This is a genomic window from Paraburkholderia sp. A1RI-2L (genome assembly GCF_048957375.1).
In the GTDB taxonomy this organism is placed as follows: domain Bacteria; phylum Pseudomonadota; class Gammaproteobacteria; order Burkholderiales; family Burkholderiaceae; genus Paraburkholderia.
Map to the genome: position 1 here is coordinate 64798 of NZ_JARBTA010000008.1, position 16675 is coordinate 81472.

A 16675-nucleotide genomic window follows, 5' to 3' on the forward strand; every position below is an offset into this window, starting at 1 on the left:
AAGTGTTCCGCTATTTTCCAACCAACTACGTCTGGAACCTGTCCGTCGATCTCGCAATCGAGATGGGCGCGCGCATCGGCGAGATCGAGGAGATGTGCGCACCGCTGCAAGAAGCTGCGCGTCAGCCGGATGCTGCGGGAACGCAGGCCTTCCGTGAGACGTGGGCAAAGATGGCCGACAAACTATGTGGCCTTGCCGAAGAAGACGAGGCCGCGGGACGTATGCTGTCTGCCGGCGAGAAATACAACCGTGCCGCTATCTACTATCTGACCTGCGAGCGGCTCCAGGGTCAAGACTCGCCGGGCCGTCTGGAACTATACCGTCGCTTTCTCTCCACCTTCGAAAGGGGGATCAAACTTTCGAGGGAGAACTGCGAGCGTGTCGAGATCCCATACGAGGGTGGTCATCTGTCCGGGCTGTACGTGCGAGCCGAGGGCGTCGGCGGACGAGCACCGATTCTCATGCAGGTCAATGGCCTGGATTCGACGAAAGAAATGAAGTATCGGGTTGGGCTGCCAGGATGGCTTGCCAAGCGCGGAGTCTCGTCGGTCATTATTGATCAGCCTGGTACAGGTGAGGCGCTTCGATTGCATCACATGACAGCGCGGTTCGATAGCGAACACTGGGCTAGTCGCGTGGTCGATTGGTTAGAGACACGGGAGGATGTCGACCCCGCTCGAATTGGTATGGAAGGCGTTTCCCTCGGCGGTTACTACTGCCCCCGCGCAGTCGCGTTTGAGCCTCGTTTCGCGTGCGGCGTTGTCTGGGGCGCCAATCACGATTGGCGGGACGTTCAAAAGCGCCGACTGGAAAAGGAAGGTGATTTCCCAGTCCCGCACTACTGGGCTCACGTCCGCTGGGTATGGGGAGCGAAGGACATGGACGAATTCATGCGGATCGCCGAAAACGTGCATCTAGACGGCATTCTGGAACGCATTCGGGTTCCATTTCTGGTAACGCACGGGGAAAAAGACTCTCAGATTCCCGTGAAATGGGCCGAGCGAACTTACGATCAGTTGATCAATAGCCCGAAACGAGAACTGAAAATCTTCACGGCGCGGGAAGGCGGAGTCCAGCACTCCAGTTTTGATAACAGCATCAACGCCGGTCAATACATTGCCGATTGGGTCGCCGAGACTCTCGGCGGCAGCGTGGCTTAAGCAGGAGCATCATTATGAAAATTATCGGACCGGACACGCTCGTCTTCGGTGTTGAAGACCTGCAGAGTTGCAGGCAGTATCTTGTTGACTACGGCCTTGTAGACGATGGGAACGGCACGTTTGAGGCGCTAGATGGCACGGGGGTCGTGCTCAAACGAGCCGACGATCCCGCTCTGCCGCCGGCGCTGCCTACTGGAAGCATGCTACGCAAGACAATCTACGGCGTAGTGGATGCTACCGTCCTTGACGATATTGAGGCGGAACTGCAAAAGGACCGCGAAGTACGTCGATTGCCGGACGGATCCATCGAGTCGGTTGACGACATGGGCTTCGTCCTTGGCTTTCAAGTCAGCATTCGCAAGCCGCTCAGCATGGAGGGAGAAGTCTCAAACGCTCCAGGCGCATCGCTTCGCCGAGGCGTGAATACCGTTGGCGCATCGCAAGACAACGCTGCGTTACCCAGAACCCTCTCACACGTCGTCTACTTTGTGCCTGACGCGGCACGTGCCGAAGCGTTTTACGCACGTCTTGGGTTCGTCACCACCGACCGATTTACCGGCGTTGGTCCGTTTATGCGTCCTGCCGCAACCGAGGATCATCACACCCTTTTCATGATTCAAACGCCGCCGCAGATGAAGGGCGTGGAGCATTTCACTTTCCATATGGGTGGTCCTACAGAGGTCATGCTAGCTGGCACGCGCTTCGTTGAGAAGGGCTACCAGTCGTTCTGGGGACCCGGTCGTCACAAGTTCGGCTCGAACTGGTTCTGGTATTTCAACAGTCCGCTCGGATGTCACGTCGAGTACGACGCAGATATGGACCTCCACGACGACGAATGGATCGCACGCGAAGCTCCTATGAGCGCAGATGCGTCCCAGATTTTTCTCTTCCACCATCGGGAGAAATGGGCGCCGGGTGGACCGCCTCCCAAAAAGTAGGGAGAACTACTTTTGTCGTCGCTTAAACGTGCTGCGGTTTGTCTTCTTACAGTTGCCGAACTGAGTGAGTGGGAAGAAAGGACCTCAAGGGGATTCGATCCCGAGGGAGCGGGACAGGATTCGATATTCGTTGTTCGGCTTCAGGGTCTGCGGGCGTACCTGAACTCTTGCCCGCATTGGCCCGGAACACCGCTCGCGTGGCGCAAAGACCATTACCTGGATACAGACCGGCAATTCATCGTCTGCAGCGCACATGGTGCGCACTTCGAAATCAACACGGGAGTATGCGTTGCCGGTCCCTGCATCGGTCAACGCCTTACTCAAGTTTCACTCATACAAACAGCTAAAGGCGAAATATGCCTCGCTGATACTGACATTTAAGCATACGAGATCATGAGCTCGCACGAAAAGCGGATTCTAATTATCGGCGGTGGATTCTCCGGAATGTCCGCGGCCATTCAGTTGCGCAAACTGGGAATGTCTGTCGATCTCGTGGAGATTGACGGTAGCTGGCGCTCCTATGGGGCTGGCATCAGCTTGGGCGGCGCGACCTTCCGCGCATTCAGGACCCTCGGGATTTTGGACGAATTCATGCGTGCAGGCAGTGCGTCTGATGGCATGGAGTTGTACCGGCCAGATGGGGTCCATCTTGCGACGCTAGCAACTCCGCGCATCGCGGGCCCCGACGTCCCGGGCGGCGGCGCAATCATGCGGCCAACGCTCGCGCGCATCCTTGCTGACGCGACCCGAGCTTCGGGCACCAGAGTTCGCCTCGGATGCACCTTCACGTCGATCGAGCAAGATGCGGAAGGCGTTGAAGTCACGTTCAGTGACTCAAGCCGCCAACGCTATGACCTGGTAATTGGCGCGGATGGCCTCTATTCCAAGACTCGAGAACTGCTCTTCCCCGATGCGCCGAAGCCCAAGTACAGCGGCCAAGGCGTGTGGCGCGCAGTGCTTCCACGGCCATCGGGCGTTAAGACTGCGATGATGTGGGTAGGAGGAAAGGTAAAGCCCGGCGTCAATCCGGTATCTGCAAAATCGATGTACATGTTCATCACGGAACACCGCCCAGTGAACGAGTACATCAACCCGGCTGAATTTGCCGATCGTATGACGGAACTCCTCAAGGCGTTTACGGACCCTCAAATTCAGGAGATGCTTCCGCATCTACAAGGTCCGAACGCTCAGATCATTTACAGGCCGCTTGAAGGTTTGCTTGTGCCGCAGCCGTGGTACGCCGGCCGCGTGGTCCTGATCGGAGACACCGTTCACGCAACCACTCCTCATCTGGCTTCGGGCGCGTGTATCGGTATTGAGGACGCCATTGTCTTATCCGAAGAGATTTCTAAGCACGCAAATTTGACTGACGCGCTGGCAGCATTCCAACTCCGCCGATGGGACCGTTGCAGCATGGTTGTCCGGAATTCCGCGCGACTGGGTGAAATCGAAATCACATCGGGCGACAAGGAAGAACACGCTCGCATCATGCGGGATTCGATGATGGCATTGGCCGCATCGATTTAGTCTTGGTAGGAAACTAACTATATTCGGAGACACACAATGGTAAGCACGGAGCGCTGGACCGGGCGGCTAGCTTTAATGGTCGCACATTGTGCTGGGATGATAGACCTTGTTGCGCTGCCGATTTGGGTAGGTACACTCATTGAATCCTATCATTTCGATGCCCAGCAGGCAGGAGGGTTAGCTACCCTATTCCTTTGCGGCGCAGTGGCCAGCAGCGTCTTCTTCGCCCGTCAACTGAGTCGCCTCAGTGCTAGGGTCGCGGCTACATTGGGCTTTGCATTGGCGGCTATCGCCTTCGGATGCGTTTTCACGACGTCATCCTACTGGGAGATGGCAGCGTTGCATGTCTTGGCAGGCGTCTCTGCTTCGTGCGCGCTTACCTTCACTCACGGAACGATTGCACGAAGCGCACGCCCACACCGATTATTCGCGGTCGTTGGCGTTGCGCTTGGAGTTTTCGCCATTGCTTTTCTCGGCGGCGTCCCAAACGTTATTGCATCTATCGGGGGCAGGTCGCTCTTCTTAATCTTCGCTGGAATTATGGGATTTGCGTCACTTGTCTGTTTGGCGCTCTTTCCTTCGTGGCAATCCGAGGCAATCACGGGTGCGCACATCGATGTGAAACTGAGGCCGTTGGAGTGCACGGTCTGGCCGTGCGTGATAGGCATCGGAAGCCTCGGGTTAGTGCAGGCTATGATCTTTAGCTTTCTTGAGCGAATTGGAATCGATCGCGGCTTTGGACTCAACGCAATGACGGGGATTCTTGTCGCACTGGGCGTGATCAACCTGCTTCCTGCCGCACTCGCAGCCTTACTTGAACGCCGACTGCCCGCAAGGACGGTTCTGATTGTCGGCCCTATTGTACAGGCGACCCTTGCATTCGCCATCGCGCAAAGCACATCGTTCATATGGTTCGCGATCGGCGCCGCCTTCTTTGCAGCCACCATGATCTTTACGCATACCTTTGCCTTCGGGCTAGTCGCAAAGCTTGACTCGTCCGGTCGGGTGTTGGCGGCAACACCGGCGATGCTGATGGTAGGTGCTGCGATTGGACCGATCCTCGGAGGAACGCTAGTCAAACATGCTGGGTATGGCAGCTTAGGGTTTTCTGCTATCACGATCGACATCGTGGCAGTGATGTGTTTTATACGGATCCGGAAGCAGGAAACCACGCTTCCCCGCATCGCCTGAGAGAGGTAAAAATGCTAGCCAAATCAAAGCGCCAGCTCATCGATCTTTCGATCTATCTGGAAAACGACGTGTTGTCCGACCCGCCACCATTGGCACCCAAGATCACGTACCAGAAGCATGTCGACACTGTTGGCGAGTTTATGGCAATGCTTCCCGGCACAAAGGCGGAGGACTTTCCCGATGGGGAGGCGGCCGCAGCCGAGTGGGTCACACTGACGACTCATAACGGGACTCATCTTGATGCGCCCTATCACTTTCATTCGACCATGGATGAGAAGCTCGGTGAAAAGCGGCCCTCTATAACGATAGATGAGGTTCCGCTGGACTGGTGTCTTCAGTCGGGCGTGAAACTGGACTTTAGGCATTTTCCGGATGGTTACGTCGCAACAGCAAAGGATGTGGAGTCTGAACTGGCGCGTATCGGGCATGCGCTGCAACCGCTCGACATCGTTCTCGTCAATACCCGTGCCGGCTCGCGCTATGGGGAGCGCGACTACCTTCAAGCGGGGTGTGGCATGGGTTACGAAGCAACAATGTATCTTCTGGAGCGCGGAGTTCGTCTGACGGGTACAGATGCCTGGAGTTGGGACGCGCCGTTTTCATATACGGCAAAGAAGATTGCCGAAACGGGAAACAAAGCTCTGATTTGGGAAGGCCATAAAGCTGGCAGAGATATTGGATATTGCCATCTTGAGAAACTACATAATCTGGAGGCTCTTCCTCCGAACGGGTTCTTGGTAAGTTGCTTCCCCCACAAAATCCGGGGCGCTTCGGCAGGTTGGACACGAGCGGTCGCCATCCTGGAGGCGCAGGCCGAGTAACTCTCGTTGCAGTAGGCGGAAACCATTTAATCGAGAAAAGCCGGCCGCATTGCGGCCGCGGCGGCGTGCCGCCATTCAAAATATAAAAGTGGAGACAAACGATTATGAAAAAGGTCATTACAGCCGCGGGCTTATTATCTGTAGCTTACGCGCTGCCTGCTGCGGCACAGTCGTCCGTGACTATTTATGGGATTCTCGACGAAGCGGCTCAATACTCAAATGTAACGAATCGGGGAAGCGTGACTCAAATGCTCCCGATCGGGAACGTTCCCTCCCGCTTGGGATTTCTCGGAAGCGAGGATCTGGGAAATGGTCTCAGCGCAGTGTTTCGACTTGAGCAGGGGCTCGCATTGAACAGCGGAAATTCGGTTCCGCAGAATCGGCTTTTTGGCCGCGCGGCCTATGTTGGCTTGAACTCCAAAACCATGGGTGAGCTTCGCCTCGGCCGAGACTATGCGCTGATGCAGCTCGAACTGGGCAAGTATGACTTGGATCACCTGTCGAGCTATTCGCCCGCTCTTGCCGCGCAACAGTCGAATCTTGATCAGACGTCTCAAGACAATATGATCAAGTATCTTACACCGACTTGGAACGGCTTTTCTGCGCAGGCGACGGTGTCTTTGAGAGACCGCACTGGCGTGGCGCCCGGCCCCGGTCCACAGATCATCGGTGCGGGGAGCCTTCACAACGCTTATGGGGTGATGCTTGCGTATGACGGAGAATCATTCGAAGGCGGCATTACGTTTCAGACCAGAGGCCAAAATCTAAATGCGGGAGGGGAGGCGAACCAAAAACTCATTGCGGCCGCCGGCATTTACAAGTTCTCCAAAGTCAACGTGGGCGCCATGTTCTGGCAACAACGCAACGACCTTTCAAACGGGCGGACCCCGGTGACCAACATATGGTCGGTGGGCACCGTATGGAAAGTGACCCCCGCTTTCGAACTGGTCGGGCAGGTGGGCTTGGGGATCGACAACGGAATGACGTATGCGACTGGCGCGACTAAGGCGAAGGGGAGAAACACGTGGATCAACCTGGGTGCGAACTACAGTTTTTCGAAGCGCACAACCGCCTATATGCGCGTCGGACGCGTAACGGATTCCGATGGGGGATTCAACGGCCGTCCCAATCTGGCGGCCCCCTCGATGCAGACGACACCGCTTCCAGCTAACGGGTCCGCACGCGCAGTCCTGGTTGGCCTCCGTCAACGCTTCTGAGGTGCTCCAATGAAGTTTGCAACTTTGAAAAATGGTTCTCTCGATGGGCAGCTGGTGGTTGTTTCGCGTGACATGCGCGTTGCCCTGCCGGTCCCGGAGATCGCCGCTTCTCTGCTTGATGCACTGCAACGGTGGGACGAAGTTGCGCCTCGCCTGGAGGCCGTTTCAGCTGATTTGAATTCCGGCAAGACAAGAACCGCAATGGCATTTGATCCGGCTGTTTGTGCGGCGCCGCTACCCCGGAGCCCACAGTGGTGCGACGCTTCGGCGTTCCTCAACCATGGCAAGCTAATGGAGACGGCATTCAATACTGAGCCGATACCAGACTTCGACACGATCCCGGTAATGTACCAGGGCGCAAGTGACGATTTTCTGGGTCCTTGCGACAAGGTTTCACTACCCTCGGAGGCGGATGGTATCGACTTTGAAGGGGAATTCGGCGTCATTGTCGGGCCCGTGAACATGGCGGTTACGCCGGAGGAAGCTCTCAGTGCTGTTCGATTGATCGTGCAGATCAATGATTGGAGCCTTCGCGCACTAGGGCCTCGCGAGATGAAGTCGGGATTTGGGTTCCTGCAGGCAAAACCTTCGACGAGTTTTGCGCCGCTGGCCGTCACGCCAGACGAACTAGGTCAATCATGGCACGGTGGCCGAGTCCATATGCGCCTGCATGTTTCCTGGAACGGGCAACGCTTCGGGGAGCCGCACGGTGGAGAAATGAACTTTGACTTCGGCGAACTGGTAGCACACGCAGCGAGAACGCGCCGTCTCAGCCCGGGAAGTATCATCGGTTCTGGCACAGTGTCGAACCTGTCTCGGCATACCGGTTCCGCGTGCATCGCAGAGCGTCGGGTCATCGAGATTATCGACCACGGTTCGGCATCCACTCAATACATGAGGTTCGGGGATCGGGTTCGCATGGAAGCTCTGTTCGAGGAAGGACGTGAAGGTCCGTTCGGGGTCATTGACCAGGAAGTAACTAAGGCACGATAGCGAAATCCGCACGCTCAGGAAAAGCCCCCCAGTTACCTAGCGGGCCGACCTAGGTTCGCGACGCGTCGTTTCAATCCACACAGAAAAAAGTGTGCCCCGCTTCGCTCCCGAGGCTATGGCGGGACGTGGGTGCTTTGGGACCATCGTTCCTGATCTCGGGCCTAAGCCCTTAGTGCCCGTAAGCCGGAGCGGATTTTTGTTGCTACAAAAAAGGGAATAAAACCTGGGTCTGCAGGATTAAAGCGCAGATTAATATTCGAAAGGAAATTGAAATGGAATCGAAGCAAGCACCTAACTCTACCCGCCGAGCTTTGCTTGGCGGCCTTGCAATGGCTGCGGGTGCCGCGATCGTTGCTCCTGCGAGGGCGCAGTCGACTAATTTAGGTACCGGTGCACTAACACTCGATCAGCGGGCTGATCTCGTTAAGGCAGCGCTTCGTGACGCAAAAGGTACAAAGCTCGTCATTCTCGGAACTGGCGCCGGCCCCATTGTAGGAATGCCACGACATCAGACGAGCCATGTGATGGTGCACAACGGATCGGCTTACGTAGTCGATTTTGGCCTCGGGGTGTCTAACGAGTTCGCGCGTACGGGGTTGAAATTCGAACAGGTAAGGGCGGGTTTTCTGACGCACCATCATCCTGACCACAACATCGAGTATGGTCCATTCCTGCTGCTAAGCTGGATTTACGGCATGAACCCCTCCGCACAGATGTATGGGCCGCCACCTCTCAACCAGATGACACAGGAGTATATTCGCTCGCAAGCCTCGACGATCCAGTTCTGGGCGGAGGATTTCAAGGAGCCACCGCTGACGGCGGTTAAAGTGAATGAGTTCTCAGAATCCGGATTGGTCATGACTGACGAGAACGTGCGCGTGAGCGCCGTTCGCGTGGAGCACCCGCCCGTGAATCCGGCGTTCGGCTATCGCTTCGACTTTCACGACCGTTCAATCGCGTTCTCGGGAGACACGGTGCCTCTCGAGGCTGTCGCACAAATGGCAAAGGGTGCGGATATTCTGGTCCATGAGGCGATGAATATCGCAGCGACACAAAAAATGGCCCATGCACTTGCGCAATCAAATCCGAAAAGGGACTACGACCAGATCATGCATCACATGATGGCAGATCACTCGCCAGTCGAGGAGGTCGGGCGCATAGCCCAGGAGGCAGGGGTCAAGACGCTCATACTCTCGCACCTCACGCCGGTCATGCCGGTCACGCCTGATGCGGAATGGCGCAATCAAGCCGCGAAGCATTTCAAGGGCGAAATCATCGTGGGCTACGATCTGATGGTTATTTGACCAACTACGCTCGATGCTTCGAGAAATCAAGAGCGCATCATGTCGACCCTAGAACAGGTTGCTATAGGGATGCTACGTCGTGATGCGCCCTTTGCTTCATCTTTCTTACAACGCCGGAAATAGCGCATCGGGCGGCGCACCGAGCCAAGCGTGTGAGTGCTTGCTCTGGCGTGTCGAACGCCGCGGCACGGGATGGGGTGTCGCTAAGAGATATTAGCGACATAGCTGCGTTTTTTGCTCAAACACGCAGCCTGGAAAACGCGTCACACCAAGCCTCACCTCACCCCACCCCATAACCTGTTACCTATACTGGGGAGATGCCCAACCCATCCACCCCACCGTCGTTTCCCGGCACCGTCTCCCTCTGCGCGCTGCGCGCGTGGTACGACGGCGCCGGCGCTCGCGACGCAATCCTGCGATATTGCCCGCAGGCGCTCGATGGCAGCCATTCCGCGCGCGGTGCGATCGGTCGCATTCGCCGGCAGGTGGCCGGATTCGCCCTGACCCGCCATCGCGCCGATCTCGCGGAGCCGTTTCAATGCATGGACGGCGAGCGTACCCGTCATCGCGGTGCCGCGATGCGGGCGCTCGACCTCCTGCCGTTAGTTCCGGTTCCGCAGCCGCTAGTGAGCGATGCGGTCGAAACCTGGCTCCAACCCCGGGTCATTCCGGTACTGCACCGGCACGGCATCCGGACGTTAGCGGACCTGACTGTCCGGGTGCCCCGCCGCCGCCGGTGGTGGGTCGCGATCCCCGGGCTCGGTGAACGCAGCGCCCGGCGAATCGAAGCCTTCTTTGTCGCTCATCCCGCGCTCACCGAGCGGGCCCGCGCCCTGGTCGTCATGGCAGCGGGTTCCCCCGTTACACCATGGGAAAGCATCCGCGTTCCGCACGACGTGGACGGTTCATCCGGCATCTTCCGCGCGCCGAAGCGGCTGTGCGCCCTCGAGGCCGATAACGACTGGCAGGCAATCAATGCCTGGCTCGAACGCCATGAAGCGCCGGAAACCCGGCGTGCCTATCGCCGGGAAGCGGAACGGTTGCTGCTGTGGGCGATTGTTGAGCGCGGCAAGGCGCTGTCCTCGCTGGCGAGCGAGGACGCGCCGGCGTATCGCGCCTTCCTGCGTCATCCGGCTCCGCGAGTCCGCTGGGTCGGGCCAGCGCAGCCACGATCGTTCCCCGGGTGGCGACCGTTCACGGGCGCGATGTCGCCGGATACCATCGCCTATGCGCTGTCGGTGCTTCGCGCCATGTTCCGGTGGCTGATCGCGCAGCGCTACGTGCTGGCGAATCCGTTCGCGGATCTAAAGGTACGGGGGGCGCAGCGTGCCGGCGAACTGGACGTCTCGCGCGCCTTCACGGCCGGCGAATGGGAGCTTGTCCGTACCATCGCCGATGGCCTCGAGTGGTCGCATGGCTGGGCGACGCCGGCTGCCCAGCGCCTGCGCTTTCTCCTCGATTTCGGTTATGCAACGGGTCTGCGCGCGGCCGAGCTGGTCGGCGTCACACTCGGTGACATTCACAACGGCGCACACGGTGAGCGGTGGCTGCATCTCACCGGCAAAGGAGCGAAAGGTGGCAAGGTTGTGCTGCCACCGCTCGCGCGCTTTGCGCTCGACCAGTACCTGATGCAACGTGGTCTGCCGGTGAGCGCCAACCGGTGGGCACCGGATACGCCGCTGATCAGTCATCTCAACATGAACGGCAGCATCACCACGCCGCGCCTGAGGGAAATACTGCGCCGGTTCTTCCGTACGGCCGCCGACGTGATAGAGGCCGACGACCCGATGCTCGTCCAGAAACTGCGTCGCGCGACGCCGCACTGGATGCGGCACACCCACGCAACCCATGCACTGACCAACGGCGCCACGCTGACCACCGTGCGCGATAACCTGCGACACAAATCGATCACCACCACCTCAATCTACCTCGATCACGATGAAGTTCAGCGTACACGGCAGATTGAGCGGATCTTTGTTCGGCGGCCTTCGGCATAAACGCATCCGGGCGGATGCCGTGCCGGTCATCGCTTATCCGGCACTGCTCATCCCAGATACCGCTGGAAATACTGCCGCGCGAACGCCCTGCGATGTTCCGCTGTCATCCATGGATCCCGGCCTGGCGTCCACCCCGGGCCTCCATAACTCGCCAGGCAATACGCACAACGGTATGGCGCTTCAAGGAGCCGCACATTCACGCGGTACGGCGCTTCGTAGCCGCATGTCTCGCACGCCGATTCCAGTACGCGGGCGTGTGCGGGACACAGCTCGTTACTCTCCATCTGGTGCAGCACCGTGTGATAGCCGTGTGCAACACAACGGCGGCAGTAGCGGAATACGCTGCTGTACCGCCGGCGCGGTATCGCAGGCAGCAGCGACGCGCGCAGCGTTTCTACGGGCACGCGAAGACTCTCGTGCAACCGGTCGACATCGATGATACCCAGCTGCGGCACCACACCCTCGTATGGATCGACGTCCGGCCCCAGCAACCGCGCAACCACGTGGCCCGGCAGTGCGTTCGCCTTCTCGAACTTCCACAGTATCGAGACGAGAGACTCGTACGGATCGAGCCACTTCCTGTTGAAGATGTAACCCAGCGCAGGCGTCAGCTTCCGCTCATCGACCGTGAGGATCGGAAAGCGCGGTGCCTTGAGCGGCACCGCACTACGCTGCGGCGACGAGGACGCGACCGGTCGCATGACGGGACTGGACGTAACCGCAGTGCCGGACCGCGTGGGCCCACAGCGCTTCTGCCGGACAGTAACCTGGCGCATCCCTGGTCTCGCTATCCTTGAGCACGATCTCGACCGCGCGCGCGAACGATTCCATGGGCAGCTCCAGACGTCCGGGCAGCGTGGCCTTGTGGTGTGCGACCTCGAACGCACGCCAGAGTGTGTCGGCATCGTCAACCAGCCGGTACCCGGCGTCAAAGGCCTGCGGGACATAGAAGCGCGTGAAGCTCCACGCGCTACCCTCCGGATAGGCGGTCTGGTCATATCCGTTCAGACAGGTCGCAACATCCTGCGCGTTGCGGATCCCGTAGAACGACAACTCCTCGACCATCAGGCGCGCGACAATCTGGGTCTTGCCCGCGAGCTGCAAGGCCGTCTTCTGTGCCAGGAGTTCCTGCTGGCCTACCAGCAACGTAAAGAGCTTGATCTGCTGACGGTCCAGCGCGTCATGAACATCACGTAGCCATTCGTACTCGTTCTCGTTGTAGCGCTGGGCCTCGTCGCAAAACAGCAATACGGTGCCGCTACCGGTACGCGCGGCCGCCTCGCGTATGCGCAGCGACAGGCGCATGCGCTTTGAAGGATTCGTCCCGGCATTGGGGTCCGGGTCGCCTACGGCCTCGAGCAGATTGGCAAAGAACGGGCCTTCCGCGTGCCGCGGCTTGTGCTCGCACTGCGCGTGGTAACTCGTCATCCGCGGATGATTGCGTGCCAGCAGCAGGCGGACATATTCAATTGCCCGGGTTTTGCCGATGCGTGACGGGCCGTGAATCAGCGCGCCCATGATGCGGTAGCGCAGGCAGCGCTCGACGAGTTCGTAGAAAGCCTCGATGGCGGGTGTGGCAATGCGGTAGTTGCCGGTGACGAGCGGATGCAACGAGGGATCGACTGGCCGCGGAATTTCAACTGACATGATGACGCCTCCGATACAGGAGCTGGGGTTAGAAGACCTGGCCGGTACCGATCGTGAGCTTTCTGGGATGGACGGGCCCAATCGACACGGAGTCGACGACGGCCGCCGCCACTGCCGCGGGCGTTGGCATCGTGACCGCTGACAGGGTTTCCGGAGTTTGCGATGCGCGTGTCGGCCCTGCCGGCGTGCGTACGGTCGGCGCCGATGCAAGCAGTCGCACTGCGTGGGCAAGTTCCGAGGCCGCCTTGCGCGTTTTCTTTGCCTGTGCGAGTTTTTGCTGCACGTAGGCTTCGATTGGATTTTCTCCGCCTGGAGCGTCGGTCCGCCGTCGGCCTTTCTGCCTGCGTATCTCCTGCCGCAGCTTGAGGTTGTGCGGCACCACGCGCCACGCCCCTTGAGCATCGAGTACGCCAAGTTCGGTGCCATCGGGCAGAAACGCGCGCACGCACCGCAGATCGTCAGCGTTCATGTAGACGAGCAGCCGCTGGCCGATCAGATGCGTGCTCGTCGCCAGAACAGTGCTGGTGTAGCGCACGCCGTGAAGATTGATGTGGGGGCGAATGCCCTGATCGAGATAGGCACGCACAGGACAGCGGCGCGCCGATTGCATCAGACACAACGTGCGGCGGTGATGCTCAGCAAGCCACGTCACCATTGTCTGCCGTCCGCGAACAAAGAATTCCATCGCTTCGAGCGGCGTCGCATTGTTCAGCCCGCTGTGCGGCGTGCCGTTGTAGCTCGCAATCGAATACTCAACCAGTTCCTCGAGCTCGCCGAGCGAGACATACAGACGCAGGTTGCCCTTTGGGTCAGCCAGCGCTCGCCGCAGATCGCGCGGATGGGAGCCGGTGTAGCCAGGCAGGCGCGACGACAGGCGGCTGGCGACAGTGCCGAAAAAACGCTCGATATAAGGTCGCTCGTCCGGGCTGTGGCGCGGCCCCGCATCGACAAGGCACCCGACAAATTCACAAAGCGCCCTGATTGTGTCGTCGGCCAGGTTCGCCTTTGCGTTGTCGAGCTTCAACCGCTCCCACACGGCATACGCGAGCTCCGGCATCCGCTGCGACGCGAAGCCCTCGTGCACACCGTAGCCGAGGCCGGCGATCGAGAAGGTCTTCGGCCGATGCGGTTCAAGCGCGTTTTCGATGGTCTTGATGACATCGTAGCGGCTGTACTCGCTCGCCAGCACAATGTGATAGCCTAGGACGACCCGCGTGCACACGTCAATGATGACCAGCAGCCAGACACGCTCCATCTCGAATTCATGCTCAAATCCCAGCGGATCGCGCACCACAACCTTGAGGCGGATATCGAGCCGGTGGCCGTCGAATTCGACCACCTGATAGGGACGCGTCGCCGCCACCGTCACCTCGTCATCGAAGCGCGGCAGCCCCTTCAGGTGCGATGCGCCTGCCGCTCGTGCGGCTGTGCCGAATCCACGCAACATTTCCGCCTTCACGCGGCGGGACAGGGAACGTATAGCGTGCCCCGCGGTGTTGAACGGGTAGTCTGCAGCAGTGAGCCCAATTTCGCGGCACTGACGCAGGAATCCGTCATGCAGCGCCTGCAAGCCACGCAGGCGCGTGCGCAGGTGTCCGTCCGTATTAATCTGCCCAAGCAACACCCGGCGCTGTTTCACCTGCAACAACAGCCACGCGGCAAGCGTCGGAAAGCGCTCCAGAAGCTGGGAGAGCGCGCCGACCGTGCCACGGCTACCACGCTCGCCACGCACCACCACAGCACGCAACCTGACGTAGTCGGCAATCCTTGCGTACCTGACCAGGGCACGAAAGCCGAAGGGCCTGCCGTCCGGATGGGGAGACAGGGCCCGTGCGAGGAGGCGATAGAGCTGGCGTCGGTCGACTCCCGTCGATTGCTCTATCTGTACGAGCGAGTCGCCTCGTGTGTAACCCAGAATCGCCTGCATCCGCGATTCGAAAACACGCCGTGTGTCACCATCGAGCTCCGTGTAAGCGACGGTCGGCCATGCGGTGACATCGATTCCCTGAAATTCCGGTTTGCGGCGATTCATGGATGCGCCCCTTCGATCAGAAAGGTCGTGAGCAACGATAGCGGCTGCGTGCGCAGGTCCGGCGCACTGATTTTCCCGGCATGCAACAGGCGAAACAGCGTGGCTCGCACCAGCACGGGATCGCCGGTCGCAAACTCCCGCTCAACATCAAGCAGTCTGTGCGGTTGAGCCAGAAAGCGCTCGATCGCGCGGGACAATGCTGCAGACATGAGATCCCGGTTCGCAACGATGTACGGCAACATACGCTGCCAGTTTTCGATCCATACCTGTGCTGCGGCGATCTCTGCTGACGCAACGGTCCGGACTGGCAGGGTAGCGGCGTCGAGATCGCGATGCGTTACTACCGGCAGATTTTCGATTTCCACATCAGTAAGGATTACTAATTCTTGTCGACCAGAAAAGCGAACCCAGAAGTCTGCGAGCCGCCTCTCGTCCTCAACGACAACGTAGCCCGGGCGTTCGCAGAATGTGATCACACGGGGGTCCGCCTCAAGCAGAATCCACTGATCCAACTGCACACGCCGGAAAAAGATCATTCGTCGCGAGAGCTTCGGGCTGAACGCCTCGAGGCGCCGAGCGCCGCGAGGCCGAGCCAGCGCGACCGGCTCCGCGATTTTAAGAAAATTTTCCATAAGATCAGAACCTTACGGACGGGATTCGAAGTTTAGGAGGCGAAGTGACGAATTTAATGCGGACTTATGCGAATTGACGCTTTTATTACGATTCAAAGGTAAATAAAAGTGTCACCAAGGTGGCGCTTTGCCGTGCGCCGTCGCGCTGGTGGCAGTGACAGATTTATTGCGGTCTACGATACTGCAGGCCAAGCTCCGCCTCGTAGGCGCTGCTCGCCCAGTCGAGTTCATACCCCGAGCGATGCGCCCATTCCATGACCGGAAGCGCACCTTCATCGTCGTCTACAACCAGTAGCAGCCTCACGCGATCCCCCCAGTCACCTTGACGGGATTGTCACTGTACGGTACTTAAGCTCAGCTTAACCCGTGCAAACACATATGTCTGAAGTACCATGTCGATTCAGGCTGAAATGGATTCAGTGTTCCCTGCAGCACCAGGCAGGGATTGGTACACCGCAATGTCGCGCCCGCGACGGCGCAAACCATTCAGACAGGGCCCACACCATGACACATATGCTCCGCGCGATCCTGCGGCCGGAGGGCGACTGGACATCGAGCGTCCATTCAGGTTGGTCTACAACGCATCAGGCAGGCACGGATCGCGCAAACCCGTACCTGCCCACATGACACTTACTGGCTGATTTCCTTGCCGCTGGAATCCTTGATCTTTGCCTTCCATTGCGACTCAATTTCGCCAACGACCGACTGCGGCAGCGAGATGTAGTCGAGGCTGTCGGCAGCCGGCGTGCCGTTCTTGAACGCCCACTGGAAGAACTTGAGCGTTTCCTTGCCCTGCTCCGGCTTGTCCTGCGCCGTGTGCAGCAGCACGAAGGTCGCGCCCACGACCGGCCAGGAATCCTTGCCCGGCTCGTTCGTGAGAATCTGGTAGAACGACTGCTTCCAGTCCGCGCCTGCCGCTGCGGCCTTGAATGTTTCGGTGGTCGGCTGGACGACTGCGCCCGACTCGTTCTTCATGGCCGTGTAGACCATGTGATTTTGCTTGGCGTACGCCCATTCGACGTAGCCGATCGCGCCCGGCAGACGCTGCACGAAGGCCGCAACGCCGTCGTTGCCCTTGCCGCCCGTGCCCGTCGGCCATGCAACGGTCGTGCCTTCGCCGATCTTGCTCTTCCACTCGGGATTGACCTTCGAGAGGTAGTCGGTCCAGATGAAGGTGGTACCCGAGCCGTCGGCGCGGCGAACCACGGCGATGTCC

Annotated in this window: 15 protein-coding genes; 10 read left to right on the forward strand and 5 right to left on the reverse strand. The window is 59.1% G+C overall.

The features are described 5' to 3' along the window. Positions 1-2 precede the first annotated feature (2 nt). The 10 genes from PWP93_RS37070 to PWP93_RS37115 all read left to right on the forward strand — a co-directional run bounded on the left by PWP93_RS37070 (position 3) and on the right by PWP93_RS37115 (position 11148). Positions 3-1160, forward strand: a complete 1158-nt coding sequence (locus PWP93_RS37070; RefSeq protein WP_421029035.1) for an alpha/beta hydrolase family protein — start codon at positions 3-5, stop codon at positions 1158-1160. A 14-nt stretch (positions 1161-1174) separates the two neighbouring features. Further along, a complete protein-coding gene (locus tag PWP93_RS37075; RefSeq protein ID WP_421029034.1) occupies positions 1175-2098 on the forward strand; it encodes a VOC family protein in 924 nt (307 codons plus the stop codon). A gap of 12 nt (positions 2099-2110) precedes the next feature. Continuing rightward, the gene (locus PWP93_RS37080; RefSeq protein WP_421029033.1) at positions 2111-2479 is read left to right on the forward strand and encodes a Rieske (2Fe-2S) protein; all 369 of its coding nucleotides are present in this window, start codon (positions 2111-2113) and stop codon (positions 2477-2479) included. Between the two features lie 12 nt (positions 2480-2491). Further along, on the forward strand, positions 2492-3625 hold the full coding sequence (locus tag PWP93_RS37085; RefSeq protein ID WP_421029032.1) for an FAD-dependent oxidoreductase: 1134 nt from the start codon (positions 2492-2494) through the stop codon (positions 3623-3625). Between the two features lie 36 nt (positions 3626-3661). Continuing rightward, on the forward strand, positions 3662-4816 hold the full coding sequence (locus tag PWP93_RS37090) for an MFS transporter (RefSeq protein ID WP_421029031.1): 1155 nt from the start codon (positions 3662-3664) through the stop codon (positions 4814-4816). A gap of 11 nt (positions 4817-4827) precedes the next feature. Continuing rightward, a complete protein-coding gene (locus PWP93_RS37095; protein WP_421029030.1) occupies positions 4828-5637 on the forward strand; it encodes a cyclase family protein in 810 nt (269 codons plus the stop codon). Positions 5638-5741: 104 nt separating this feature from the next. Then, the gene (locus PWP93_RS37100) at positions 5742-6854 is read left to right on the forward strand and encodes a porin (RefSeq protein ID WP_421029029.1); all 1113 of its coding nucleotides are present in this window, start codon (positions 5742-5744) and stop codon (positions 6852-6854) included. Between the two features lie 9 nt (positions 6855-6863). After that, the gene (locus PWP93_RS37105) at positions 6864-7847 is read left to right on the forward strand and encodes a fumarylacetoacetate hydrolase family protein (protein ID WP_421029028.1); all 984 of its coding nucleotides are present in this window, start codon (positions 6864-6866) and stop codon (positions 7845-7847) included. Between the two features lie 272 nt (positions 7848-8119). Continuing rightward, positions 8120-9151, forward strand: a complete 1032-nt coding sequence (locus PWP93_RS37110; RefSeq protein WP_421029027.1) for an MBL fold metallo-hydrolase — start codon at positions 8120-8122, stop codon at positions 9149-9151. A 317-nt stretch (positions 9152-9468) separates the two neighbouring features. Next, positions 9469-11148 carry a phage integrase family protein gene (locus PWP93_RS37115; RefSeq protein ID WP_421029026.1) on the forward strand — a complete coding sequence of 560 codons (1680 nt, stop codon included), beginning with the start codon at positions 9469-9471 and terminating at the stop codon, positions 11146-11148. 47 nt (positions 11149-11195) lie between these two features. Here the strand turns inward: PWP93_RS37115 and PWP93_RS37120 are convergent, their stop codons facing one another. The 5 genes from PWP93_RS37120 to pstS all read right to left on the reverse strand — a co-directional run. Next, a complete protein-coding gene (locus tag PWP93_RS37120) occupies positions 11196-11849 on the reverse strand; it encodes a hypothetical protein (RefSeq protein ID WP_421029025.1) in 654 nt (217 codons plus the stop codon). Continuing rightward, positions 11815-12795 carry an AAA family ATPase gene (locus PWP93_RS37125; protein ID WP_421029024.1) on the reverse strand — a complete coding sequence of 327 codons (981 nt, stop codon included), beginning with the start codon at positions 12793-12795 and terminating at the stop codon, positions 11815-11817. The genes PWP93_RS37120 and PWP93_RS37125 overlap by 35 nt, the downstream gene beginning before the upstream one ends. A 28-nt stretch (positions 12796-12823) precedes the next feature. Further along, positions 12824-14827 carry an integrase gene (locus PWP93_RS37130; RefSeq protein WP_421029023.1) on the reverse strand — a complete coding sequence of 668 codons (2004 nt, stop codon included), beginning with the start codon at positions 14825-14827 and terminating at the stop codon, positions 12824-12826. Beyond that, complete coding sequence (locus PWP93_RS37135) at positions 14824-15459, reverse strand: hypothetical protein (protein ID WP_421029022.1); 636 nt, start codon at positions 15457-15459, stop codon at positions 14824-14826. The genes PWP93_RS37130 and PWP93_RS37135 overlap by 4 nt, the downstream gene beginning before the upstream one ends. A gap of 630 nt (positions 15460-16089) precedes the next feature. After that, positions 16090-16675, reverse strand: a 586-nt coding sequence (gene pstS, locus PWP93_RS37140) for a phosphate ABC transporter substrate-binding protein PstS (RefSeq protein WP_421048394.1), incomplete at its 5' end; no start/stop codon positions are given.

Bases quoted from the DNA above. Each gene is read 5' to 3' on its own strand.
- PWP93_RS37075 (WP_421029034.1), top strand. From the start codon at position 1,175: ATGAAAATTATCGGACCGGACACGCTCGTCTTCGGTGTTGAAGACCTG.
- PWP93_RS37085 (WP_421029032.1), top strand. From the start codon at position 2,492: ATGAGCTCGCACGAAAAGCGGATTCTAATTATCGGCGGTGGATTCTCC.
- PWP93_RS37090 (WP_421029031.1), top strand. From the start codon at position 3,662: ATGGTAAGCACGGAGCGCTGGACCGGGCGGCTAGCTTTAATGGTCGCA.
- PWP93_RS37095 (WP_421029030.1), top strand. From the start codon at position 4,828: ATGCTAGCCAAATCAAAGCGCCAGCTCATCGATCTTTCGATCTATCTG.
- PWP93_RS37100 (WP_421029029.1), top strand. From the start codon at position 5,742: ATGAAAAAGGTCATTACAGCCGCGGGCTTATTATCTGTAGCTTACGCG.
- PWP93_RS37105 (WP_421029028.1), top strand. From the start codon at position 6,864: ATGAAGTTTGCAACTTTGAAAAATGGTTCTCTCGATGGGCAGCTGGTG.
- PWP93_RS37110 (WP_421029027.1), top strand. From the start codon at position 8,120: ATGGAATCGAAGCAAGCACCTAACTCTACCCGCCGAGCTTTGCTTGGC.
- PWP93_RS37115 (WP_421029026.1), top strand. From the start codon at position 9,469: ATGCCCAACCCATCCACCCCACCGTCGTTTCCCGGCACCGTCTCCCTC.
- PWP93_RS37120 (WP_421029025.1), bottom strand. From the start codon at position 11,849: ATGCGACCGGTCGCGTCCTCGTCGCCGCAGCGTAGTGCGGTGCCGCTC.
- PWP93_RS37125 (WP_421029024.1), bottom strand. From the start codon at position 12,795: ATGTCAGTTGAAATTCCGCGGCCAGTCGATCCCTCGTTGCATCCGCTC.
- PWP93_RS37130 (WP_421029023.1), bottom strand. From the start codon at position 14,827: ATGAATCGCCGCAAACCGGAATTTCAGGGAATCGATGTCACCGCATGG.
- PWP93_RS37135 (WP_421029022.1), bottom strand. From the start codon at position 15,459: ATGGAAAATTTTCTTAAAATCGCGGAGCCGGTCGCGCTGGCTCGGCCT.